Source organism: Cupriavidus sp. GW821-FHT07C08, from assembly GCF_059419025.1.
This window is the reverse complement of record NZ_JBWKQZ010000011.1, coordinates 183,090-206,052: the sequence shown is the minus strand read 5'-3', so window position 1 is coordinate 206,052 and position 22,963 is coordinate 183,090. Positions and strand designations below refer to the sequence as shown.

Annotated in this window: 22 protein-coding genes; 8 read left to right on the top strand and 14 right to left on the bottom strand. The window is 68.4% G+C overall.

Features of this window, described 5'->3' with window-relative positions; translation table 11 throughout:
• Positions 1–307: 307 nt before the first annotated feature.
• Positions 308–1,276 (top strand): chemotaxis protein, encoded by a 969-nt coding sequence (locus tag AC07UK_RS16610; protein WP_494688339.1) that lies wholly within the window; start codon positions 308–310, stop codon positions 1,274–1,276.
• 278 nt (positions 1,277–1,554) lie between these two features.
• Here the strand turns inward: AC07UK_RS16610 and AC07UK_RS16605 are convergent, their stop codons facing one another.
• Both AC07UK_RS16605 and AC07UK_RS16600 read right to left on the bottom strand, forming a co-directional pair.
• Entirely contained in the window at positions 1,555–2,211 is a 657-nt protein-coding gene (locus tag AC07UK_RS16605; protein ID WP_432261260.1) for a peroxiredoxin, read from the bottom strand.
• A 94-nt stretch (positions 2,212–2,305) separates the two neighbouring features.
• Complete coding sequence (locus AC07UK_RS16600; RefSeq protein WP_436224748.1) at positions 2,306–2,743, bottom strand: universal stress protein; 438 nt, start codon at positions 2,741–2,743, stop codon at positions 2,306–2,308.
• Between the two features lie 212 nt (positions 2,744–2,955).
• On the opposite strand from AC07UK_RS16600, the gene AC07UK_RS16595 reads away from it, so the two are divergent.
• On the top strand, positions 2,956–4,629 hold the full coding sequence (locus AC07UK_RS16595; protein WP_494693885.1) for a SulP family inorganic anion transporter: 1,674 nt from the start codon (positions 2,956–2,958) through the stop codon (positions 4,627–4,629).
• A gap of 1 nt (position 4,630) precedes the next feature.
• Here AC07UK_RS16595 and AC07UK_RS16590 read toward each other — a convergent pair whose 3' ends face one another.
• From AC07UK_RS16590 to AC07UK_RS16570, 5 genes are all read right to left on the bottom strand, one after another.
• Positions 4,631–4,825: a hypothetical protein gene (locus AC07UK_RS16590; RefSeq protein ID WP_018308668.1), complete on the bottom strand. Its 195-nt coding sequence runs from the start codon at positions 4,823–4,825 to the stop codon at positions 4,631–4,633.
• A 182-nt stretch (positions 4,826–5,007) separates the two neighbouring features.
• Positions 5,008–6,126, bottom strand: coding sequence for a dihydrolipoamide acetyltransferase family protein (locus AC07UK_RS16585; protein ID WP_436224750.1), 1,119 nt, complete (start codon positions 6,124–6,126; stop codon positions 5,008–5,010).
• 34 nt (positions 6,127–6,160) lie between these two features.
• A complete protein-coding gene (locus AC07UK_RS16580; RefSeq protein WP_114133110.1) occupies positions 6,161–7,138 on the bottom strand; it encodes an alpha-ketoacid dehydrogenase subunit beta in 978 nt (325 codons plus the stop codon).
• A 45-nt stretch (positions 7,139–7,183) separates the two neighbouring features.
• Positions 7,184–8,269, bottom strand: a complete 1,086-nt coding sequence (gene pdhA / locus AC07UK_RS16575) for a pyruvate dehydrogenase (acetyl-transferring) E1 component subunit alpha (RefSeq protein ID WP_436224751.1) — start codon at positions 8,267–8,269, stop codon at positions 7,184–7,186.
• A 255-nt stretch (positions 8,270–8,524) separates the two neighbouring features.
• Entirely contained in the window at positions 8,525–9,346 is an 822-nt protein-coding gene (locus tag AC07UK_RS16570; protein WP_436224752.1) for a MetQ/NlpA family ABC transporter substrate-binding protein, read from the bottom strand.
• 184 nt (positions 9,347–9,530) lie between these two features.
• On the opposite strand from AC07UK_RS16570, the gene AC07UK_RS16565 reads away from it, so the two are divergent.
• Positions 9,531–9,887 (top strand): hypothetical protein, encoded by a 357-nt coding sequence (locus AC07UK_RS16565; protein ID WP_494687602.1) that lies wholly within the window; start codon positions 9,531–9,533, stop codon positions 9,885–9,887.
• Positions 9,888–10,181: 294 nt separating this feature from the next.
• Positions 10,182–11,141, top strand: coding sequence for a lysylphosphatidylglycerol synthase domain-containing protein (locus AC07UK_RS16560; protein ID WP_494687601.1), 960 nt, complete (start codon positions 10,182–10,184; stop codon positions 11,139–11,141).
• A 105-nt stretch (positions 11,142–11,246) separates the two neighbouring features.
• On the opposite strand, the gene AC07UK_RS16555 is transcribed toward AC07UK_RS16560, so the two are convergent.
• The 7 genes from AC07UK_RS16555 to AC07UK_RS16525 all read right to left on the bottom strand — a co-directional run bounded on the left by AC07UK_RS16555 (position 11,247) and on the right by AC07UK_RS16525 (position 18,757).
• Positions 11,247–12,518 (bottom strand): O-acetylhomoserine aminocarboxypropyltransferase/cysteine synthase family protein, encoded by a 1,272-nt coding sequence (locus tag AC07UK_RS16555; protein WP_436224755.1) that lies wholly within the window; start codon positions 12,516–12,518, stop codon positions 11,247–11,249.
• 231 nt (positions 12,519–12,749) lie between these two features.
• Positions 12,750–14,123: an LLM class flavin-dependent oxidoreductase gene (locus AC07UK_RS16550; RefSeq protein WP_436224756.1), complete on the bottom strand. Its 1,374-nt coding sequence runs from the start codon at positions 14,121–14,123 to the stop codon at positions 12,750–12,752.
• A 31-nt stretch (positions 14,124–14,154) separates the two neighbouring features.
• The gene (locus tag AC07UK_RS16545) at positions 14,155–15,117 is read right to left on the bottom strand and encodes a TauD/TfdA dioxygenase family protein (protein ID WP_436224757.1); all 963 of its coding nucleotides are present in this window, start codon (positions 15,115–15,117) and stop codon (positions 14,155–14,157) included.
• Positions 15,118–15,147: 30 nt separating this feature from the next.
• Entirely contained in the window at positions 15,148–15,942 is a 795-nt protein-coding gene (locus tag AC07UK_RS16540) for an ABC transporter ATP-binding protein (protein WP_436224758.1), read from the bottom strand.
• A 33-nt stretch (positions 15,943–15,975) separates the two neighbouring features.
• The gene (locus AC07UK_RS16535; protein WP_494687600.1) at positions 15,976–16,773 is read right to left on the bottom strand and encodes an ABC transporter permease; all 798 of its coding nucleotides are present in this window, start codon (positions 16,771–16,773) and stop codon (positions 15,976–15,978) included.
• Positions 16,774–16,785: 12 nt separating this feature from the next.
• Positions 16,786–17,622 carry an ABC transporter permease gene (locus tag AC07UK_RS16530; protein ID WP_436224759.1) on the bottom strand — a complete coding sequence of 279 codons (837 nt, stop codon included), beginning with the start codon at positions 17,620–17,622 and terminating at the stop codon, positions 16,786–16,788.
• Between the two features lie 4 nt (positions 17,623–17,626).
• Positions 17,627–18,757: an ABC transporter substrate-binding protein gene (locus AC07UK_RS16525; RefSeq protein ID WP_436224760.1), complete on the bottom strand. Its 1,131-nt coding sequence runs from the start codon at positions 18,755–18,757 to the stop codon at positions 17,627–17,629.
• Between the two features lie 215 nt (positions 18,758–18,972).
• Here AC07UK_RS16525 and soxC point away from each other — a divergent pair, with 215 nt between their 5' ends.
• The 4 genes from soxC to AC07UK_RS16505 all read left to right on the top strand — a co-directional run bounded on the left by soxC (position 18,973) and on the right by AC07UK_RS16505 (position 22,963).
• Positions 18,973–20,214: a sulfite dehydrogenase gene (gene soxC, locus AC07UK_RS16520; protein ID WP_436224761.1), complete on the top strand. Its 1,242-nt coding sequence runs from the start codon at positions 18,973–18,975 to the stop codon at positions 20,212–20,214.
• Positions 20,201–20,788, top strand: a complete 588-nt coding sequence (locus AC07UK_RS16515; protein ID WP_436224762.1) for a c-type cytochrome — start codon at positions 20,201–20,203, stop codon at positions 20,786–20,788. Before soxC ends, AC07UK_RS16515 begins: the two co-directional genes overlap by 14 nt.
• Positions 20,789–20,941: 153 nt before the next feature.
• On the top strand, positions 20,942–21,871 hold the full coding sequence (locus AC07UK_RS16510) for a TauD/TfdA dioxygenase family protein (protein WP_436224763.1): 930 nt from the start codon (positions 20,942–20,944) through the stop codon (positions 21,869–21,871).
• An 81-nt stretch (positions 21,872–21,952) separates the two neighbouring features.
• On the top strand, positions 21,953–22,963 hold the full coding sequence (locus AC07UK_RS16505) for an ABC transporter substrate-binding protein (RefSeq protein ID WP_494687599.1): 1,011 nt from the start codon (positions 21,953–21,955) through the stop codon (positions 22,961–22,963).

The window sequence follows — 22,963 nt, the reverse complement described above, 5'->3', positions numbered from 1 at the left end:
CCTTTCGAAAAACGGGTTATCCGAATCCTCGTTTTACTCCAGGGGCTTACTTGGGCCAGCCCTTCCATAGTATCTAAAGCCGATCGCCGGCGACGCGGCATCACGCAGCTTCACGATGCCGCATCACGTCGGGCATCGAGCGATGCGCCTCATGCCCATCGCTGAGGACAGGCCATGCCGCGCTCTCAACTCCCAACGGCCCGCCGCCGATATCCAGTCATGAGCCCTGCCGTCCGCCATCCGCCGCGGCCGCAGGCAGACGACAACGACGGCGGCAAACACCACACGCACGGCACGGAAGCGAAGCATGAGCAGTTCCATGAGGGACATCGACGAACGGACCAACCTCACCAACAACAACCAGTTCGAACTGCTGCTGTTCCGGCTTGGCGATGCCGAGCACTCCGGCCAGACGGAGCTGTTCGGGATCAATGTCTTCAAGGTGCGCGAGATCCTGGTGATGCCGCGCGTGACGACCGTGGTGGGGGCCGACCCGTCGATCCTGGGCATGGCGGATATCCGCGGCCAGGTGATTCCGGTGATCGACCTGCCCAGGCTGGTCGGGTGCAAGCCGCGCAGCGGCCTGGGCATCCTGCTGGTGACGGAATATGCGCGTTCGAAGCAGGGCTTTGCAGTGGAGGCAGTGGAGGAAATCGTGCGCCTGGAGTGGAACCAGGTGCATTCGGCCGAGGCCAGCGTGCGGACCGGCCACGTCACCAGCATCGCCAAGCTGGACGGGGACACCGCGGGGGGCACGGACCCGTCGCGGCTGGTGCAGGTGCTGGACGTTGAGCAGATCCTGCGCGATGTGCTGCCGACGCGGCAGCCGGACGTGGACCCGGGCACGGTCGGCCCGCAGCTGAGCCTGCGCCCGGGCGCCAAGGTCATTGCCGCCGACGATTCGGCACTGGCGCGCGGCCTGATCGAACAGGGGCTGAAGGCGCTGGGCGCGCCGGTGGTGATGACCAAGTCCGGCAAGGAGGCGTGGGAGCTGCTTGACCGCATCGCCGCCGAGGCGGCCAGCCATGGCAAGTCGGTGCAGGATGAGGTGGCACTGGTGCTGACCGACCTGGAGATGCCGGAGATGGACGGTTTCACCTTGACCCGCAAGATCAAGGCGGACAGCCGGCTGAAGTCGCTGCCGGTGGTGATTCACTCGTCACTGTCGGGAGAGGCCAGCGAGGAGCATGTGCGCAAGGTGGGCGCGGACGCCTATGTGGCGAAGTTCGTGGCCAAGGAACTGGCTGACACCATCCGCGAGGTGCTGACGCGCTGAGCGCCTGCTGGCGGAAGAATCGCAACAGGCACAAAATTCAAACGCCCGCAACCATTCCCGTACCCCGGCCGGTTGCCTATAAAACGGGCACTCCAGTGAGTTCCAGCGCCGGCGCGCCCTTTGCGGTTGTCAAGAGGGGGGATATCCACTGAAGCTGTGGATAGTTCCTGTGGACAAGTCGGGCCTCCCGGCCGTGACTGACCGGAAGGCCCGGCGGCGGCCGGCGTGACCTCCACGCCTGGCCGCACTCCCCTGGTGCTGGCGCTCCTCGCTCCCCCTTATTTGGGTTGCTCCACCGTGCGCAGGTAGGGCTTCAGGGTCTTGAAGCCCTGCGGGTACTTCTTCCTTGCATCTTCGTCCGAAACCGATGTCGGGATGATGACATCCTCGCCCGGTTTCCAGTTCACTGGCGTGGCCACCGTGTGCTTGGCATTGAGCTGCAGCGAATCGAGCAGGCGCAGCACCTCGTCGAAATTGCGCCCGGCGCTCATCGGGTACACCAGCATTGCCTTGACCTTCTTGTCCGGGCCGATGATGAACACCGAGCGGATGGTGGCGTTGTCCACCGCGGTGCGCGGGCCGCTGCCGCTGGCCTCGGGGTGGATCATGTCGTAGAGCTTGGCCACGGTCAGGTCGGCATCGCCGATCATCGGATAGTTGATCGCATGGCCTTGCGTTTCCTCGATGTCCTTGGCCCAGCGCTGGTGGTCGCCGACCGGGTCGATGCTCAGGCCGATGATCTTGGTATTGCGCTTGTCGAACTCGGGCTTGAGCCCGGCCATATAGCCCAGTTCGGTGGTGCACACCGGCGTGAAGTCCTTGGGATGCGAGAACAGGATGGCCCAGCTGTCGCCGATCCACTCATGGAAGCTGATCTTGCCTTCCGTGGTGTCGGCGGTGAAATCAGGGGCTTGCTCGCCCAGTCGAATCGCCATGGTTGCGCTCCTTGCAGTTGGCGTGGTGTGGAAACGCGCGTCGCGCGCACTGTTGCCCGCTATCTCGCTATCTCATTCTTCGCCCGACCGCCGCCTAGCGGAAGACCAGCACCGGGATCGTGCTGTGGGTCAGGACCTTGTGGGTCTCGCTGCCGATCAGCAGCGCCTGCAGCCCGCGCTTGCCATGCGACGACATCACGATCAGGTCGCAGTCGCGCTGCTGTGCGCACTGGATGATGGCCTGCCAGGGATGGTCGTCGGTGGCGGTGACGGTCTCGCAGGCCACGCCGGCCTGCGCGGCGGCGTGGCTGAGCGAGGCCAGGAAGGTATCCGCGTGGCGCGCGGCCTCTGCGGCAAAGGTGTCCTTGGTGTCCTGCAGGCTGGTCAGCCGGTAGGTCAGTACGTGGTACTCGGGAATCACATGCAGCCCGGTCACGCGGGCGCCGATGCGGCTGGCGAAGGCCATGGCGCGGGCCGCCATCGCGTCGGCGCGTGCGGAGCCGTCGGTAGGCACAAGGAGGTGCTTGAACATGATGGGCCTCCGATTGCAGAAGATTGCCGCGTCCGCCTGGGCCCGTACCCCGTGCGCCCCGGGCGAGCCAATCCAGTATAGGAATTGAGTGGCATAAGCGACAGGGCAGACGTGGCGAATATCACGGCGCAAGCCGCAAGCCGGCGGGTATTAACATGCTGTTATCATCCAATGCACCATCATCATCCTGCACGAACCCGAGGGATTGACGCATGAGCGCGCTGCGCGAAGCTTGGCTGGCCGGACTGTTCCGAAGCGGCAACTGGCTGCCGAACATCGTGTCGGGCGTGATCGTCGGGGTGGTGGCGCTGCCGCTGGCCATGGCGTTTGCGATCGCGTCGGGCGCCAAGCCGGAGCAGGGCCTGTACACGGCCATCGTCGCCGGGCTGGCGGTGTCGCTGTTCGGCGGCAGCCGGCTGCAGATCGCGGGGCCCACCGGCGCGTTTATCGTGGTGTTGTCCGCCGTGACCGCGCGCCACGGCATCGACGGCCTGCAGATCGCCAGCCTGATGGCGGGCCTGATCCTGCTGGCAATGGGGCTGACGCGGCTGGGCAGCGTGATCCGGTTCATCCCCGCGCCGGTGATCGTCGGCTTCACGGCTGGCATCGGCGTGATCATCTTCGTCGGCCAGTGGCGCGACTTCTTCGGCCTGCCGCAGGTGGCAGGCGAGCATTTCCACGAAAAATTCTGGCACCTGCTGCAGGCGCTGCCGCAATGGCACCCGGCCACCACCGCGCTGGCGCTGGGCAGCCTGGCGCTGGTAGTAGGCGCGCCGCGCGTGCGCTGGCTGCGGCGCATCCCCGGGCCGCTGGTGGCGCTGCTGGCTGCCACCGCGGTGCAGGCGCTGTTCCGCTTTGACGGCGTCGCCACCATCGGCACCGCCTTCGGCGGCCTGCCGCGCGGGCTGCCCGTGCCAGCGCTGCCGGACATCACGCTGGCGCGCGTGCTGGAACTGGCCGGGCCGGCCTTCACCATCGCCATGCTGGGCGCGATCGAGTCATTGCTGTCCGCGGTGGTGGCCGACGGCATGGCGGGCACCCGGCACGATTCCAACCAGGAGCTGGTCGGCCAGGGCATCGCCAATATCCTGGCGCCGCTGTTCGGCGGGTTTGCCGCCACCGGCGCCATCGCCCGCACCGCCACCAATATCCGCAATGGCGGCAACAGCCCGCTGGCCGGCGTGGTGCATGCGCTCACGCTGGTGATGGTGCTGCTGTTCCTGGCGCCGCTCGCGGCCAGCGTGCCACTGGCGACGCTGGCCGCGATCCTGTTCGTGGTGGCCTACAACATGAGCGAGGGGCGCCAGTTCGCGCGCATGGTCCGCCGCGCGCCGCGCGCCGACGTGGCCATCCTGCTGATCACCTTCACCCTGACCGTGCTGACCGACCTGGTGGTGGCGGTCAATATCGGCGTGATCCTGGCCATGCTGCAGTTCCTGCGGCGCATGTCGGCGTCAGTGGAGGTGGCGCGCCAGGATGCCGTGGACGTAGAGCTCGAACTGGGCGACGCCGGCGCCGGATCGGCCACGCGCATGCCGCCGGGCGTGCTGGTCTATGTGATCGACGGACCGTTCTTCTTCGGTGCTGTGGAAGCCTGCGAGCGCGCTCTGGTGCAGACCCATACCGAGCCGCGCGTGCTGCTGATCCGCCTTGGCCGCGTGCCCTTCATGGACATGACCGGCCTGCAGACGCTGGAGGCCGTGATCGTGACGCTGCAGAAACGCGGCGTGGCGGTGGTGCTGGCCGAAGCCAACGAGCGGGTCAGGGAAAAGCTGGCGCGCGCGGGCGTGCTGGCGGCGCTGGGGGAGGGCAACTACGTGGATTCGCTGGCGCAGGCGGTGCAGCGCTGCAGCGAACTGGCAGGCGAAGGTAACGCCCCGCGCTGAGTTACTTCTTCTGCCGCGTGCTGCCCGCAGGCTTGGCCTTGGTGGCGTATTCCACGCCATGCTGGGCCAGGTATTCGCGGATCAGCTGGCGCACGACCTGCGACGGTGTCAGGTCCTGCGAGGCGCACAGGGTTTCAAAGGCCTTCTTCTTGACCGGATCGATCAGGATGGTAAGGCGGGCGGTCTTGGATTCCATGAGGGGTGTCCGGCTGTCCGGATAGGTCCGGCTTGACGGCAGCGGCGATCGGAAACGCATAATATACAGGGCCGCCGCAGCGCCCGATTGGTGCCAGCACACCGGCGGTCCCCCCGCTTACGGGCGAGGGGAGCGTTTCACGAGGGGCTGCGGTGTTCGCAGACGCCCTGATCCGGCCACCCCTACACCGCCATCTCCAGATCCCCAATCACCGCCGCCAAAAACCGCGCCGCCTCCCCACCCGTCACCACGCGATGGTCAAAGGTCAGGCTCAGCGGCATCACCCGGTGCACCGCCGGTACGCCGCCGGCCGCCACCACTTCTTCGCGCACGCGTCCCGCACCCAGGATCGCCACGGTCGGCGGCACCACGATGGGTGCGGCATAGCGCCCCGCGATCATGCCGAAGTTGGACAGCGTGATGGTGTTGCCGCGCATCTCCTCCGGCGCGATGGTGCGCGCGCGGATGTCGGCGCGCATGCGGTCCAGGCCGTGGCGCAGGTCTGCGGCATCGCGGTTGCCGACGTCGCGCAGCACCGGCACGAACAGGCCTTCGGGCAGGTCCGCCGCGATGCCGACGTCGATCTTCTTCAGCACGTGGCGGCGGGCGGTCTGGCCTTCGTACCAGGCATTGAGGCCGGGCTCGGCGCGGCAACCGGCCACCAGGGCGCGCACCAGCCGGATGGTGACATCGGCGCCGCGCTGCCAGGCGTGGATGTCGGCGTCGTCCATCACGGTGGCGGCGGCCACTTCGGCTTGTGCACGCGCCATGTTCTGCGCCATCGCCCGGCGTACGCCGCGCAGCTGTTCCGGCGCGCCCAGCTCGGCCAGCGTGCTGGCTACCCGCTCGACGTCGGCGGCGGTGACCACGCCCTCGGGGCCCGATGCCGTGGCCATTGCCAGGTCCACCCCAAGCCGGCGCGCCAGCGCGCGCACTGCCGGCGTGGCCTTGACGCGCGCGGCCATGGCCGCGGCGGGTGCCGCGGTGCCCGCAGGCGCGGCTTCATTGACCACGTGCGTGCCGACCTGGACCGAGCCCACCACGGTGCCGGCGTCGGCATCCTCGCCCGCGCCCTCGAAGCCGACCAGCGGCGCGCCCAGGTGGACGATATCGCCGGGCTGCGCAAACAGTTTGCCGATGGTGCCGGCATACGGCGACGGGATTTCCACGATGGCCTTGGCCGTCTCTACTGACAGCAGCGGCTGGTCAGCGGCCACGGTGTCGCCGGTCTTGACGTGCCAGGTCACGATTTCGGCCTCCTGCAGGCCTTCGCCCAGGTCGGGCAGCTTGAAGACTCTCATCGGCACTCCTTGCCTATCGTCGGCAATTCCCGCGTTATGCCGCCATCGCCTTGCGCGCCGCGTCGACGATGCGGGCGACGCCAGGCAGGTAGGTGTATTCCAGCCGCGCCAGCGGCACCACGGTGTCAAAGCCGGTCACGCGCTGCACCGGCGCGGCCAGTGAGTAGAGGCCCGCGTCGGCCAGCTGCGCCGCGATCTCGGCGCCGAAGCCGGCGGTGCGCGGGGCCTCGTGCACGATCACGCAGCGGCCCGTGCGTGTCACCGATTCCAGGATGGTCTGCATGTCCAGCGGCTTGAGCGTGGCCACGTCGATGACAGTGGCCGTCACGCCCTCGCCGGCCAATGCGTCCGCGGCGGCGAGCGTCTCCTGCACCATCGCGCCCCAGCTCACCAGCGTGATGTCGCTGCCTTCGCGCAGCGTGAAGCAGGTGTCCAGCGGCAGCGCCGCGCCGTCGTCGGCCACTTCCTGGCGGAACAGGCGGTACAGCCGCGTGGGTTCGAGGAAGATGACCGGGTCCGGATCGGCGATGGCCGCCAGCAGCAGCCCGTACGCGCGCGCGGGCGATGAGGGCACCACCACGCGGATGCCGGGCATATGCGCGAACATCGCTTCCGGGCTTTCAGAATGATGCTCGGGTGCATGGATGCCGGCACCGCACGGCGAGCGCACCACCATCGGACACGACAGGCGCCCGCGCGTGCGGTGCCGCATGCGTCCGGCGTGGTTGATGATGTGGTCGACCGCCGGGTAGATAAAGCCGGTGAACTGGATCTCGGCGACGGGTTTGAGCCCCATTGCCGCCATGCCGATCGCCGCGCCGACGATGCCGCCTTCGGCCAGCGGCGTATCCATGACGCGCGCCGCGCCAAAGCGCGCCTGCAGGCCCGCGGTGGCGCGGAACACGCCGCCATTGACGCCGATATCCTCGCCCAGCAGCAGCACATCGGGATCGTGATCCAGCGCATGGGCCAGCGCCAGGTTGACTGCTTCGACCAGATTGATTTCCGCCATGGTTCGCTCGCTGTGGTCGCTACGTGGAGGCACAGGGTTCGCTGCTTATCCGTGCGGCGCCGGGAAGCGCCGGGCAATCTCCAGCTGCGCCTGCAATTCGGCCGGCATGGCCGCGTACAGGCAGTCGAACATCGCGGCCGGATCCGGCGGCGGCATGGCCAGGTAAGTCTCGACGGCCTGCGCCACCTGCTGCGAGCAGGCCTTGACCAGCGCCTCCTCGCGCGCCGCGTCCCATGCGTGCAGCGCCAGCAGGTGCGTGCGCAGCCGCAGCAGCGGCTCTTCCTGCCAGTGCGCCTTGACGCTGGCCTCGTCGCGGTAGCGCGAGGCGTCGTCGGCGGTGGTGTGGTCGCCCAGGCGGTAGCTGATGGCCTCGATCAGCGCGGGGCCGCCGCCATCGCGCGCGCGCGCGATGGCCTCGCCGACGCGGTGCCGCACTGCGACCACGTCGTTGCCGTCGATCTGCTCGCCGGGGATGCCGGCGGCTATGGCCTTCTGCGCCAGCGTCTGCGCCGCGGTCTGGCCGCTGCGCGGCATCGAGATTGCCCACTGGTTGTTGTTGATCACGATCACCAGCGGCGCGTGCCACGCGCCGGCCATGTTCATGCCCTCATAGAAATCGCCCTTGGAGGTGCCGCCATCGCCCAGCAGGCAGACCGCCACGCGCGGCTCGCCGCGCAGCTGGAACGCATAGGCGGCGCCGGCCGCGTGGCAGACCTGGGTGCCGATCGGCACGCAGTTGGCAAAGTCATGCGGCGCCGCCGCAAAGCCGCTGCCGCGTTCGTCGCCGCCCCAGTACAGCAGGCTCTCGGTCATGGTGACACCGCGCACAAACTGCGCTGCGTGATCGCGGTACGAGGGCACCAGCACGTCTTCGGGCCGCATCGCAAAGGCCACGCCCACGCCGATGGCTTCCTGGCCGAGTGCCGAGGCAAAGGTGCCGATCTTGCCGGTGCGCTGCAGCGCAATCGCCTTCAGGTCGAACTGGCGCGTCAGCACCATCGCCTGGTACAGCGGCAGCAGTGCGTCGGGGTTGCTGGCAAGGGGTGGGGGAGGGGATGTGGGGGAGGAGGTGTCGCCCGGCGGGGCAAGGTAGCGCGTGTAGCCGATCTCGAAGCTCGCAACCGTGGACATGGCAGGTCTCTCGATGCTTGTCTCGACAGGATCCGCAGGGACGGCCGCGAGGATCTTCGCAGCGCTGTCCGCAGCAATGATCGCGTTGTGATCCCCGCCATGCTTTTTGGGCGCGGGGGGACTTGAGCTTGAGTGTAGGGCATTTGCGCGGCGGGCGCGGCGCAAAATCGTCTTGCTGTGCACAATGCGGGTGGTGCTCCCCACAACGCAAAAAAGCGCCTGGCGGCGCTTTTCTGCTGGCAATAGCGGTGTGCCTCAGCGCTGGTACGGCGGTTGCACGAAGCCCGCAAAACGCTGCTGCGTCACGGCCTTGAACTCCGCCGACTCGTAGGCTTCGCGGATGTCCTTGACGAAGGGCTTGTTCAGGTCCGCAGTCTTCACCGCGACCAGGTTCATGTAGTAATCGGGGATCTTTTCCAGCGCCAGCGCCGAGGTCAGCTTCAGGCCGGAGGCGAGCGCATAGTTGCCGTTGACGAAGGCGTAGTCCACGTCGTCGAGCGAGCGCGGCAGCTGGGCGGCTTCCAGCTGGATCAGCTTGAGCTTATGCGGGTTGGCGTCGATGTCGCGCTCGCTGGCGCGGATCGGGTCGGTGCCCGGCTTGAGCGTGACCCAGCCGATCTGCTGCAGGATGGCGATGGCGCGCGCAAGGTTGGTGGGATCGTTCGGCAGCGACACGGTATTGCCGGGCCTCACCTCGGCCAGGCCCTTGTGCTTGCGGCTGTAGATGCCGATCGGCGCGGTCGGCACCTGGATCACGTCGGTCAGCGCCAGCTTGCGGTCGGCCGAGAACTTCTTCAGGTAGGCCACGTGCTGGAACGCATTGGCGTCGATGGCGCCGTCGGCCAGCGCCAGGTTGGGCTGCACGTAGTCGCTGAACTCAATGATGGTGACCTTGTAGCCGCGCTTTTCCAGCACCGGCTTCACGCCATAGCGGATCTGGTCGGCGTAGGGGCCGGCGGTGGCGCCGAAGCGGATTTCCTTCTTGTCCGGATCGGCCGCGCCCGCACCCTGCATCACCCCCAGCGCCAGCACTGCCGCGGCCAGCCGTGCGACGAAGCCGAATTTCCCATATTGCATCTGATGCTCCCCGTCATGTTGTTGGAGGCCTGCAGCGTCCCGCTGCGGCGTCGGGTCATTGTATGGAAAGGCAGGCAATAGGCGAACGAGTTATTCCGCATGGTCATATGCCGCTGGTGAATAAGGGTGCCGGCAGCCTGGCTGCACTACGCTGAAGGGCAGCGTCACCCGTTTGGAGGCGGCCATGCCCGAACAACTTACCCGGCATCCCGAAGTCACGATCCAGGTCTTGCGCAGCGCCGGGGCCAACTGCGGCGAGGGCGCCCCGCAGGCCATCCTCAAGGCCTGCCCGCGCGAGCGCTTCTGCAAGCTGCCGGGCGGGGAGATCTGCGTGTATGGCCTGGACGGGGCGCAGGCGATGACGCAGTTCACGGCTGCCGACTGGCAGTCGCTCGCGCCCCTTGCGCGGGGCAGTGCGGATGTGGGCGCCGCGACGGGCTGGGAGGGGACCACTGCCGTGGCGTTCATTGCCGGGCTCGCCGCCGGTGCGCTGGCGGCCGCGGCCCTGGAACGCTGGCGGCGCAGCCGTGGCCGGGGTTGAGGGGGGTGACGCACCCGCGCTGGCACGTTGTTTGCGGCTTTCTCAGGTCATGACACCGATGCAGTCCGCCTCCAATCGTTTCCACCGGCCAGGGCACGGCGCGGAGCGCCGCCTGTCGTGCGGGTTCGGCGCGAACCCGTGCGCGCGCGAAAGCGCACTGCCGGAAACTTTTATCCTGTTTGAAGCCGGGGCAGGCCAGAAATTGCATGCCGGGCTGGCGGACGCAGGCCTGCATTCCTGCACATCCCTGCCGTGGCCGGCCTTGCGGCGCGCGGCGACGAGGGGAGGCGCGCAATGATGGGCGCGACGACCTTCTCGGCCATCCGCCAGCACGCGCACTGGCCCGCGTGGCGCCGTGCCATCGGCATCCTGTTCATTGCCGCGGTGCTGGCGCTGATCGCGCGCAAGCTGGGCACCATCGACTGGGACGCGGTGCTGGCCGCGCTGCGCGGCTTCAATGCCCGCACGCTGGTGCCGGCGGCGGCCTTCGTTGCGCTGAGCGGCTTGCTGTACAGCCAGTTCGACCGGCTTGGCTGCCACTATGCCGGACACCCGTTGCCGGCGCGGCGGGTGATGGCGATCGCTTATGTCAGCTACACGCTCAGCCTCAACCTTGGGGCCACGCTGGGCGGCGCGGGCGTGCGTTATCGCCTGTACATGCGCGCGGGACTTACGCTGCCGCAGATCTGGAGCCTGTTCGTGGTGGTGGTGAGCAGCAACTGGCTCGGCTATGCCTTGCTGGCGGGGGGCATCCTGGTGGCGCAGCAGGTGGTGCTGCCGCCGGAGTGGGGCGTTCCCGCGGCACTGACACGGGTGCTGGGCGCGCTGATGCTGGCGGTGCCGGCTGCCTACCTGGCTGCCTGTGCTATCTGGCACGGCCGGCACCGGACCGTGCGCGACCATGATATCTACGTTCCGTCGGTCGGCTTCGCCGCGCTGCAAATCCTATTGTCAGCGGCCCACTGGATGGCGATGGCGGCGATCCTGTATTCGCTGCTGCATACGCATGCGGGGTACTTCACGGTGCTTGGGGTATTGCTGGCGTCGGGGCTGGCGGGCGTGGTGGTGCGGATCCCCGGGGGCCTCGGCGTGATCGAGACCGTGTTCCTGACGATGCTGGGCGGCCAGGTGCCGCACGGGCTGCTGCTGGCGGCGCTGATTGCGTATCGCGCGATGTATTACCTGATTCCGCTGATGATCGGGTCGATCGGCTATTTTGTGCTGGAGGCGCACGGCAAGCGTGGTGGGGGGTAGGTTGTGCTGGCGGTATGCCACCGCCTGCCCTCACCCCCTGCCCCTCTCCCGCTTGCGGGAGAGGGGAGCAAGCCAGCGGGTCGCTCTGACGTCTGTGCCCTGGGTTCAGGCCGCGAGCGCGCGATCCAGGTCCTCGATCAGATCGTCGATATGCTCGATGCCGACCGACAGCCGCACCATGTCCTCACTGACGCCCGCTGCCCTCAGTTCATCCGCATTGAGTTGCCGATGCGTGGTCGACGCCGGATGCGTGGCCAGCGACTTGGCATCGCCGATATTGACCAGCCGCGTGAACAGCTGCAGCGCATCCAGGAAGCGCGCGCCGCCTTCGCGGCCGCCTTGCTTCAGGCCGAACGACAGGATGCCGGGACCGCGCCCGCCCAGGTACTTCTGCACCAGCGCGTGGTCGGCATGGTCGGGCAGGCCGGCAAAGTTGACCCAGTCCACCTTCGGGTGCTGCTGCAGGTGGCGGGCGATCGCCAGCGCGTTCTCGGTGATGCGGTCCAGCCGCAGCGCCAGGGTCTCGATGCCCTGCAGGATCAGGAAGGCATTGAACGGTGACAGCGCCGCGCCGGTATTGCGCAGCGGCACCACGCGCGCGCGGCCGATATAGGCGGCCGGGCCCAGCGCCTCGGTGTAGACCACGCCGTGGTAGGACACGTCGGGCTCGTTCAGGCGCTTGAAGCGTTCCTTGTGCTGGGCCCACGGGAACTTGCCGCTGTCGATGATGGCGCCGCCGACGCTGTTGCCGTGGCCGCCCAGGTACTTGGTCAGCGAATGCACGACGATGTCCGCGCCATGCTCGAACGGACGGCACAGGTAGGGCGACGGCACCGTGTTGTCGACGATCAGCGGCACGCCGTGGTTGTGCGCCACGCGCGCAATGGCTTCGATATCCACCACGTTGCCGAGCGGGTTGCCCACCGACTCCACGAAGATCGCCTTGGTGCGCGCGTCGATCAGGTCGCCGAAGCTGGCCGGGTTGCGGCCATCGGCAAAGCGGGTCTCGATGCCGGACTGCGGCAGCGTGTGCGCCAGCAGGTTGTAGGTGCCGCCATAGAGCTGGCTCGACGAGACGATGTTGTCTCCGGCCTCGGCAATGGTCTGGATCGCATACGTGATCGCCGCCATGCCGGACGCCAGCGCCAGCGCGCCCACGCCGCCCTCGAGCGCGGCCAGGCGCTGCTCGAGCACGTCGTTGGTCGGGTTCATGATCCGGCTGTAGATATTGCCGGCCACCTTCAGGTCGAACAGGTCGGCGCCGTGCTGGGCGCTGTCGAAGGCGTAGGCCACCGTCTGGTAGATGGGCACGGCCACCGCGCGCGTGGTGGGATCGGGCGAATAGCCGCCATGGACGGCCAGGGTTTCGAGTCTCATCTTTTTCTCTCTTCGTCTCGCTGTTGGGTGCCGGACCGGTGCGACGGGGCAAGGCCTGCCGTGGCGCCGGGCATGCCGGGCGGTGCGCCGCGCGGGCACACCAGGCCGTGCGATGGTACCAGCCGGCCCGCGCACGCCCCTGCGGCGTGGCTGCTATGGTTGCCGACGGCGCTCGCGCGAGGCAAGGAAACTTATTGCATTTGGATATGCGCGGCGCCGCTGCGAGAGGGGTCAGGCCCCGACCACGAGCGGCGGTTCGACCTGCTTCCAGCGCAGGTTCTCCGGCCGGCGCAGCCCCAGGTGCTCGCGCAGCGTGGTGCCCGTATAGCGCTCGCGGAACAGCCCGCGCCGGCGCAGCTCCGGCAGCACCAGTTCGATGAAATCATCGAGCCCGCCCGGCAGCCAGGGTGGCATCACGTTGAAGCCATCGGCGGCCTCGCCCTCGAACCACGCCTGCAACTGGTCGGCGACGGACTGCGGCGTGCCGTGGATCGACCAGTGGCCGCGCGCGGTGGCCACGCGCAGGCACAGCTGGCGGATGGTGAGCCTCTCGCGCCGGGCCAGGCCGGTAACCAGCTGGAAGCGGCTCTTGGCGCCGTTCGGCTCGGCCAGGTTGTCGGGCAGCGGGCCGTCCAGCGGATAGCCGCTCAGGTCGATCCCGCCCAGGTGCTGCGACAGCAGGGCCAGCCCCACCGACGGATGGATCAGGCTTTGCAGCGCTTCGAATTTCTCCTGCGCCTCGGCCTCGCTGCGGCCCACCACCGGGAATACGCCAGGCAGGATCTTGAGCTGGTCGGGCGTGCGGCCATAGCGCGCGAGCCGCGCTTTCAGGCCGCGATAGAAGGCCTGCGCATCGGCCAGCGACTGCTGCGCGGTGAAGATGACCTCGGCCGTGCGTGCCGCCAGCTCCTGCCCCGCCTCGGACGAGCCAGCCTGCACGATCAACGGATGGCCCTGCGGCGGGCGCGCGACGTTGAGCGGCCCGCGCACCTGGAAGTGCGCGCCGCGATGGTCCAGCGTGTGCAGCTTGTTCGCATCGAAATGCCGGCCGCTGTCCTTGTCATACAGGAAGGCATCGTCCTCCCAGGTGTCCCACAGCCCGGTCACCACGTCGACAAACTCTTCGGCACGGGCGTAGCGGTCAGCGTGCGCGGGATGACGTTCGAAGCTGAAGTTGCGCGCTTCGGCATCCGACCACGACGTCACCACGTTCCAGCCCGCGCGGCCGCCGCTGAGGTGGTCGAGCGAGGCGAATTTGCGCGCCACATGAAAGGGCTCGTTGTAGGTGGTGGAGACGGTTGCCACCAGGCCGATGCGCTGCGTCACCGCCGCCAGTGCCGACAGCAGCGTCAGCGGCTCGAAGGTGGCCGCGCGCGCGGTGCGCGGCAGGGTGGCATCGTCCATGCCGCGAATGGCGACGCCGTCCGCCAGGAACAGCGCATCGAACCCCGCGGCCTCGGCGCGCTGCGCCAGCGCGATGTAGTGCGCCAGGTTGCGCCCGGCATCGGCCTGCGCGCCCGGATGGCGCCACCCGGCGACATGGTGCCCGGTGGCCTGGAGAAAGGCGCCCAGATGCAGCTGGCGCGGCGGCTTTTGCTGTGACATCGATCGTGCTCCCCGGAAGACACTGGCTGGATCAGGCCGCTTGCCGTTGCGCGGCAGCGGCGGACTGGTTGGCCGGCGCCGCGCCCTCGCTGCGCCCGCCCGCCTTCACCGCCTTGCTGCGGCGGCCATCCACGCCGACCGGGATGTCGCCGGCCACGGTGGCGCGGCGCACCACGCGGTGCGCGTCGCCATAGTCGTTGATGGCGTAGTGCTGGGTGGCGCGGTTGTCCCAGATGGCGACGTCGCCCGCGCGCCAGCGCCAGCGCACGGTGTTCTCCAGCCGGTGCACATGGCCCTGCAGCACGGCAAGCAGGTGCGCCGAATCGGCCGACGCGTAGTCCAGCAGCTTCTTGACGAAGTGGCCCAGCACCAGCGTGCGTTCGCCGGTTTCCGGGTGCACGCGGACCACCGGGTGCTCGGTCTCGTAGAGCGCCGAGGTGAAGACTTCGCGGTAGCGCTTCAGCCCTTCGTCGCTGGGGTTGACGCGCGTGGCCGCGTAGTCGTAGTCGTTGGTGTGCAGCGCCCGCAGCTTGTCGGCCAGTTCGCGCAGCGGCTCGGGCAGGTCCTGGTACGCGGCGGCGGTGTTGGCCCACACCGTGTCGCCGCCGGCGGCGGGAACGGTCACGGCGCGCAGCACCGAGACCGCGGGGTAGGCCAGGTCGAAGGTCACGTCGGTATGCCAGGAATTGGCGCGGCCGCCATGCTGCGAATCCAGCTCAAGCAGCTGCGTGCCGTCGCGCGAGGGCACGGTCGGGTGCGGCACGGTGTCGCCGAACAGGCGCGCAAAGCCCTGCTGCGCGGCATCGTCCAGATGCACCTGGTCGCGGAAGAACAGCACCTTGTGCTTGAGCAAGGCTGCGCGGATGGCGGCGAAGGTGGCGGGCGGCAGGTCGCCGTGCAGCGCGACACCGCGGATCTCGGCGCCGATGCGGCCGGCAACCGGGTGGATGTCGAGCTGGACGGTCTGGTCTTGCGTAGCGTTGGCTTGGGTCATCACGAAGCTCCGGAGGGGATCGGGGTTGGGTCAGGCGAGTTCAGGTTCAGGCGCCCGCAGCACGACAGGCTCCTGCCCGGCGAATTCGCGCAGCACGGCATCGCGCACGCGCGCGAAGGGAAGTCCGGCGCGTTCGCGCGGATGCGGCAGGTCCACCGGCAGGACGCGGCGGATGCGGCCGGGCCGGGGTTCCATCACCACCACGCGGTCGCCCAGGAAGACGGCTTCCTCGACGTCGTGGGTGACCAGGATCATGGTGATGCCCTCTGCCTGCCAGATGCGCTGCAGTTCCTGCTGCAGGTAGGCCCGCGTCATCGCATCGAGCGCGCCGAAGGGCTCGTCGAGCAGCAGGATCTCCGGCCGCGTCACCAGTGCCCGCGCAATCGCCACGCGCTGCGACATGCCGCCAGAGAGCTGGTGCGGGTGGGCCTGCTCGAAGCCGCGCAGGCCCACCAGCGCGATATGCTCGGCAACGTTGCGGTCTTTCTCCGCGTCGCTGCCCGGCGTGTTGAGCAGCGCCAGCCGGATGTTCTGTTCCACCGTCAGCCACGGGAACAGGCGGTGCTCCTGGAACACGATGCCGCGCTGCAGGCTGGTGCCCGATACGCGCTTGCCGTCCAGCAGGATCTCGCCGCGGTAATCCTCTTCCAGGCCCACCACCAGCCGCAGCAGGGTGGACTTGCCGCAGCCGCTGGCGCCGACGATGCTGACGAACTCGCCAGGGGCGATGGTCAGGGTGATGTCCTCGAGCACGGGCAGCGCCCGGCCTTCGACTTCGTACTGCTTGTGCAGGTGCGCGATGCTTAGCGTGCCGGCATGTGGCATTTGTGGTCTCCGTTCAATCAGGGGCAACGTGGCTCAGTCCGCGGCTACCGAACGCCCGCGCCAGGCGAGCAGGCGGGATTCGATGCGGCTGGCGATCCAGTTCAGCGTGAAGCCGACCAGGCCGACCACGATCACGCCGAAAATCACCAGGTCCATCCAGAAGTTCTCGCGGCCGTCGGTCATGGTGTTGCCGATGCCCTTGCCGGATACCAGCAGGTACTCCGCGCCGAGCGTGGCCAGCCACGCATAGATCAGCCCCAGGTGGATGCCGGCGAAGATCGACGGGGCCGCCGACGGCAGCACCACGCGCCACAGCACCTGGGTGCGGTTGAATCGCAAGACGCGCGCAACCTCGAGCAGGTCGGCCGGCACGGCGCGGATGCCTTCGAAGGTGTTCAGCACCACCGGGAAGAATGCGGCCAGCGACAGGAACACCACCTTGGCGGCATCGCCCAGCCCGAACCAGACCGAGATCAGCGGGATCCATGCAAACAGCGAGATCTGCTTGACCGTGTGAAAGCTCGGACCGACCATGCGTTCGAACAGGCGCGACAGGCCCAGCGCCGTGCCGAACACCAGTCCGGCGCTGGCGCCGATGGCAAAGCCGGCCAGGTCGCGCCAAAGGCTGGCGGCCAATGCCGTGGCCAGCGCGCCGCTCTGCACCTGGCGCACCGCGGTGTCCCAGACGCTGGATACCGGCACCAGCAACGGCGAAGTGGTCCAGCCAAAGCGCACGGCGGCCCACCACAGCGCGAGCAACGCGAGCGGCAGCACCCAGCCGCGCAGGGCGCGGGGCAGGCGAATACGGGGGCGGATAGCAGAAGTGGTCATCGCGGCCCCGCCTCAGAAGCCCGGCTTGCGCCAGCGCAGCACTGCGCCTTCGGCAAGCGCCAGGGTCTTGTCCAGCGCAAAGCCCACCACGCCCACCACCACCACGGCGGCCAGCACCATGTCGAGCTGGAACAGCTGGCGCCCGTAGACGATCATGTAGCCCAGCCCCTCTGAAGAGGCCAGCAGCTCCACCACCACCAGCGCCAGCCACGCGTGCGTCAGGCCGTAGCGCACGCCGTTCCACACCGGCGCGGCCGCGGCGGGCAGCACCACGCGCGACAGCGTCTGCCAGCGCGTGAGCTGCAGCACCCGCGCCACTTCCAGGTAGCGGGTCGGCACGCTGCCGATGCCCTTGTACGTGTTCAGCGCCACCGGCACGAAGGCGGCCTTGGCGATCAGGATCACCTTGAGCGCTTCGTCGATGCCGACCAGCAGCATCAGCAGCGGCAGCCAGCCCAGCACCGGCACCTGGCTGAAGGCCTTGAAGGTCGGGTAGACGTAGTCGCGCAACGTCGGCGACAGGCCCATGGCCGCGCCCAGCGCCAGGCCGCCGGCCAGGCCCACGGCAAAGCCACCGGCCACGCGCAGCGCGCTGATGGCCAGGTTGGCCTGCAGTTCCCCGCTTTGCCAGAGGTCGGCCAGCGTGCGTGCGACGTCTTCGGGTGCGGGCAGCACCTGCGGCGGAATCCAGGCATTGCGGGCGGCCACGTACCAGAGCAGCAGTAGCGCCAGCGGCACCGGCCAGGCCAGCAGCCAGCGTGTGGCGTCTTGCCAGCGCAGTGGCTTGCGTGGAACAGCCACGCGCGGTGCTGCGGCGGCGGGCAGTGAAAGCGAATCGGCGACAGCCATGATGTCAGGCTCCCAGGATCTTGCCGTTGGGTTGGTAGACGGGCCAGTAGCTCTGCAGGCTCAGGTCGGTGAGCGCCGCCTTCAGGAAGCGCTGGTCGATCCACTGGTCCACGTCAAAGCGCGCACGGCTCAGCTTGAAGCGATAGGCCTGCTCGACCGCGTCCTTGTAGCGGCTGACCAGGAAGGGATCGAAATTCGGGTTCAGCCGCACCCGCAGCGGCTCGCCGTCAAAGTCTTCCTTCCAGTGGTCATAAGGCGTACCCGCGCGCGCCCAGGTGCGCAGCACCTCCTCGCGATGGCTCTCGTCCGAGGCCCACCGCGCCGCCTCGACCGCGGCCTTCACCAGGTGCTGCGTGGCCTCCGGATAGCGCCCGGCGAATTCGTCGCTCACCAGTACGTGGCTTTGCCGTGTGTAGATCGGCGACTGGTTCTTGCTGGAGTACAGGATGCGCACCGCGCCCTTGTCGCGCAGGCGCAGGATGTCCATGGCGCCGATGGCGGCGTCGATGTCGCGCGTGGACAGCGCCGCCAGGTAGCCGGCCGTGTCCAGGTTCAGCAGGCGCAGGTCCTTGTCCGACAGCCCGTTCGCTTCCAGCAGGCGCAGCGCGGGCAGATGCATATTGGTGCCCTTGAACAGCGACACGCGCTTGCCGCGCAGGTCGCTGACCGTCTTCAGCGGCGAATCGGGTGGCACGCCCACATAGATGTTGGCGCGCACGCCGGTGGCCAGCACCAGCCGCGTCTTCAGGCCCGCGGAGCGGGCCACGATGGACGGCAGGTCGCCCTGCAGCGCAAAGTCGAGCTGGCGGTTGGCCAGCGCCTCGTTGACGGCGGGGCCGGCGCCCTTGAAGAAGAACCACTCCACGCGCGTGCCGGTCGGCTTGAACGATTCCTCCAGCCAGCCGCGCGCATGGGCAATCGCCAGCGAGCTGCCGGCAAAGCTGGGCGGGGTGCCGGTGGCGGGCTGGGCCACGCCGACGCGGATCACGTCAGGCCGCGCGGCGGGGCTGGCGCTGAACGCGGACAGCGGCGACAGCGACGCCGCCATGCCCAGCCCGGACCAGGCCGCGCAGCGCAGCAGTTCGCGGCGGGTCAGCGTGGGTGCAGCAATGGCATCGGGGCGCGGGGTCGTCATCGTGCAGACCTTCTTGAAGTGGAGGACGGCTCCACGATAAGCGGCGCTGCGCGCGGACCTGAACGAATGATTCCGGCTTTGGTTATCGGCCCCGCGCATATGGCGCGCAGAGCGGCGTTAGCATATCGGCATGCATTCTTCTTCGTTGGCCGAGCGCCGGTGCTGTCCTACAGTCTGCGCATTTTGATCCCTGGCAGGCTGACCAAGCCCTCACGATGAGCAATGACCTGACTTCCGGCCGCCGGCGCTTCCTGCAGCGCGGGGCGGTGCTGGGCGCCGCCGCGGCTGGTGCCGCCACTGCGGCGCGCGCTGAACCCCTGACGGTTGCGCCGTGGACGCGCACGCCGGGTGAACCCGTGCTGTGGCATCCGTATGGCCAGCCATCCCCGTTCGAGAAAGACGTGGTGCGCCGCAGCCGCAGCGCGGCGCCGCTGCCCGGTGCCAACTCGTCGATGACGCCGCTGCAGGACCTGCGCGGCATCATCACGCCGACCGGGCTGGTGTTCGAGCGCCATCACGCCGGCATCCCGCAGATCGACCCGGCGCAGCACCGGCTGGCGGTGCACGGGCTGGTGGCGCGCCCGCGCATCTTCACCATGGACGACCTGGTGCGCCTGCCGTCGGTGTCGCGCATCCACTTCCTGGAGTGTTCGGGCAACACCGGGCGCGAGTGGAAGGCGCCCGGTGCGAAGTCGGTGCAGATCAGCCACGGCCTGCTGTCTTGCTGTGAGTGGACCGGCGTGCCGTTGTCCGCGGTGCTGGACGAAGTCGGCGTGGCGCCGGAAGCAGCGTGGGTGCTGGCCGAGGGCGCCGACGGCGCGGCCATGACGCGCAGCGTGCCGCTGGCCAAGGCGCTGGAGGACGCGCTGCTGGTCTATGCGCAGAACGGCGAGATGCTGCGCCCCGAGCACGGCTATCCGCTGCGGCTGTTCCTGCCGGGCTATGAGGGCAACATGAGCATCAAGTGGCTGCGGCGCCTGAAGCTGGGGCGCGCGCCGTTCATGTCGCGCGAAGAGACTTCGAAATACACGGATTCCCTGCCCGACGGCAGCGCTCGGCAGTTCACCTTCCTGATGGACGTGAAGTCCGTGATCACCTTCCCCGCGCCGGATCACAAGCTGCGTGAGCGCGGGTTCTATGAGATCTCGGGCCTGGCGTGGTCGGGTCACGGGCGCATCCGCCGCGTCGAGGTGTCGGTCGATGGCGGCCGCAGCTGGCGCGAGGCGCAGCTGCAGGAGCCGGTGCTGGACCGCGCCCTGGTGCGCTTCCGCCTGCCGTGGCGCTGGGATGGCGGGCCAGTTTCGCTGGAGAGCCGCGCCATCGACGAAGCCGGCAACGTCCAGCCCACGCCGGACCAGCTCGTGGCCGTGCGCGGCGTGGCATCCACCTATCACTACAACGCGATCCAGCGCTGGCGCGTGGCCGCGGACGGGAGTATTGCCAATGCGCGCGCTTGAACGAATCAGTGGTGCCGCCGCTGTGCTGGCGCTGGCTTGCGCTGCCCAAACGGTCCTTGCGCAGAGCTACGGCATAGGCCGTCCCGCCAGCGAGCGCGATCTTGCCGCGTGGAATATCGACGTGACCCCGGACGGCACTGGCCTGCCGCCAGGCAGCGGCACGGTCGCGCGGGGCCAGCAGGTCTATGCGCAGCACTGTGCCGCATGTCACGGCGTCAATGGCGAAGGCAAGCCGGCCGATGCGCTGGTGGGCGGGCAGGGCACGCTGAAGGACGCCGCCAGGGGCAAGGACCCCGTCAAGACCATCGGCAGCTTCTGGCCCTATGCGACCACCGTATTCGACTTCATCAACCGCGCCATGCCCTATAACGCGCCGCAGAGCCTGGCGCCGGACGAGGTCTATGCCGTCACCGCGTGGCTGCTGCACAAGAACGGCATCCTGCCCGCAGATGCGGCGCTGGACGCGCGCACGCTGCCGCAGGTGAAGATGCCGAACCGCGATGGCTTTGTCGCCGACGCGCGCCCGGATACGGCCAACGTGCCGTGCCGCAGCGGTTGCCCCGGCAAGCCCTGATGGCCCGCCAATGTCGAGACATGGATATGCGATAAGCGGATAAGGGCCAGCGATATGATTCGTTGACCGTGCAATGGCCGGCTCTCTACAGTGCAAGCTTGTACGCGGCATCCCGGATGCCGCATCGGCTTCCCCCGTATGCCAGAGCTTGCCATGACGACCGCAACCGCCCACGCCAGTGTTTCGCGCCAGCAGAGCGCGCCGCTTTCCACCGCATTTTCCGCAGACGCGGGCAACTTCGAGATCCGTGCGCTGGACGCGCCGCTGGGCGCGGAAGTGATCGGGCTCGACTTGTCGCAGCCGCTGTCCGACGCGGACTTTGCCCGCATCCACCGCGCCCACCTCGACTACCACGTGGTGGTGTTCCGCGACCAGCAGATCACGCCCGCGCAGCAGATCGGCTTCAGCCGACGCTTCGGGCCGCTGCAGATCCACGTGCTGCACCAGTTCCAGCTGCCGGGCCATGCGGAAGTGCTGGTGGTGTCCAACGTGGTCGAGAACGGCAAGCCGATCGGGCTGGGCGATGCCGGCCACTTCTGGCATTCGGACCTGTCGTACAAGGAAAAGCCCAGCCTCGGTTCGCTGCTGCATGCGCGCGAGCTGCCCGCCGAGGGAGGCGATACGCTGTTCGCCAACATGCACCTGGCCTGGGAAACGCTGCCGGCTGCGCTGCAGCGCGCCGTCGATGGCCTGCAGGCCGAGCACACCTACCTGGCGCGCTACGCCGAGCTGCAGCAGCGCAGCCCGTGGCGGCCCAACCTGACGCCGGAGCAGATCGCGCAGGTCAGGCCGGTGCTGCAGCCGGTGGTGCGCACCCACCCGGAAACGGGGCGCAAGGCGCTCTTCGTCAGCGAGCACTTCACCACCCGCATCGTCGGCCTGCCCGAAGATGAAAGCCGCGAACTGCTGGAGCAGTTGTTCGCGCACAGCGTCGAACCTGCCCATATCTACCGCCACCAGTGGCAGCCGCACGACCTGGTGTTCTGGGACAACCGCTCGCTGCTGCATCTTGCCGCGGGCTGTCCGCCGGAACTGCGGCGCGTGATGTACCGCACCACCATCGAAGGCGACGTGCCGCGCTGAAGGCGGCAGCGGTATCGCAAGTCATCCCAGGGCGCTCGCAGTGGCGTGCGCCAATCCACCGTATTCCCCGGAGTCTTGATCATGTTCTCTCGTTTCTCCCGCAGGCTCGGCCTGCTGGCGCTGAGCGCCGGCCTGGCCATCACCGGCACAGCGCACGCCGAAGGCAAGCTGCGCATCGCCGAGCAGTTCGGCGTGGTCTACCTGCTGCTCAACGTGGCGCGCGACCAGCAGCTGATCGAGAAGCACGGCAAGCAGCTGGGTGTCGATATCAAGGTCGAATGGACTCAACTGTCGGGCGGCGCCGCGGTCAATGACGCACTGCTGTCCGGTGCCATCGATATCGCCGGCGCCGGCGTGGGCCCGCTGCTGACGCTGTGGGACCGCACCCACGGCAAGCAGAACGTGCGCGGCGTGGCGTCGCTGGGCAACTTCCCGTACTACCTGGTCAGCAACAACCCCAAGGTGAAGTCGATTGCCGATTTCACCGAGAAGGACCGCATCGCGCTGCCGGCGGTGGGCGTGTCGGTGCAGTCGCGCGTGCTGCAACTGGCTGCGGCAAGGCAATGGGGCGACAAGGAATACAACCGCCTCGACAAGTGGACCGTGGCGGTGCCGCACCCGGATGCGGCCGCGGCGATCATTTCCGGCGGCACCGAGATCACCGGCCACTTCGGCAATCCGCCGTTCCAGGAGCAGGAACTGGCCGGCAACCCGAACGCGCGCATCGTGCTGAATTCGTATGACGTGCTAGGCGGCCCCAGCTCCTCCACGGTGCTGTACGCGACCGAGAAATTCCGCAGCGACAACCCCAAGACCTATCGCGCCTTCGTCGATGCGCTAGCCGAGGCCGCGGCGTTTGCCACCGCCAATCCGGAAGCCGCCGCCGATATCTACCTGCGCCAGAGCAAGGCCAAGACCGACCGCGCGCTGCTGCTGCGCGTGCTGAAGAACCCGCAGGTGCAGTTCCGCGTGGCGCCGCAGAACACCTTTGCGCTGGCCGCTTTCATGCACCGCGTGGGCGCGATCCGCAACCAGCCCAAGTCCTGGCAGGACTATTTCTTCCAGGACCCGGTCACCGCGCAGGGGAGCTGA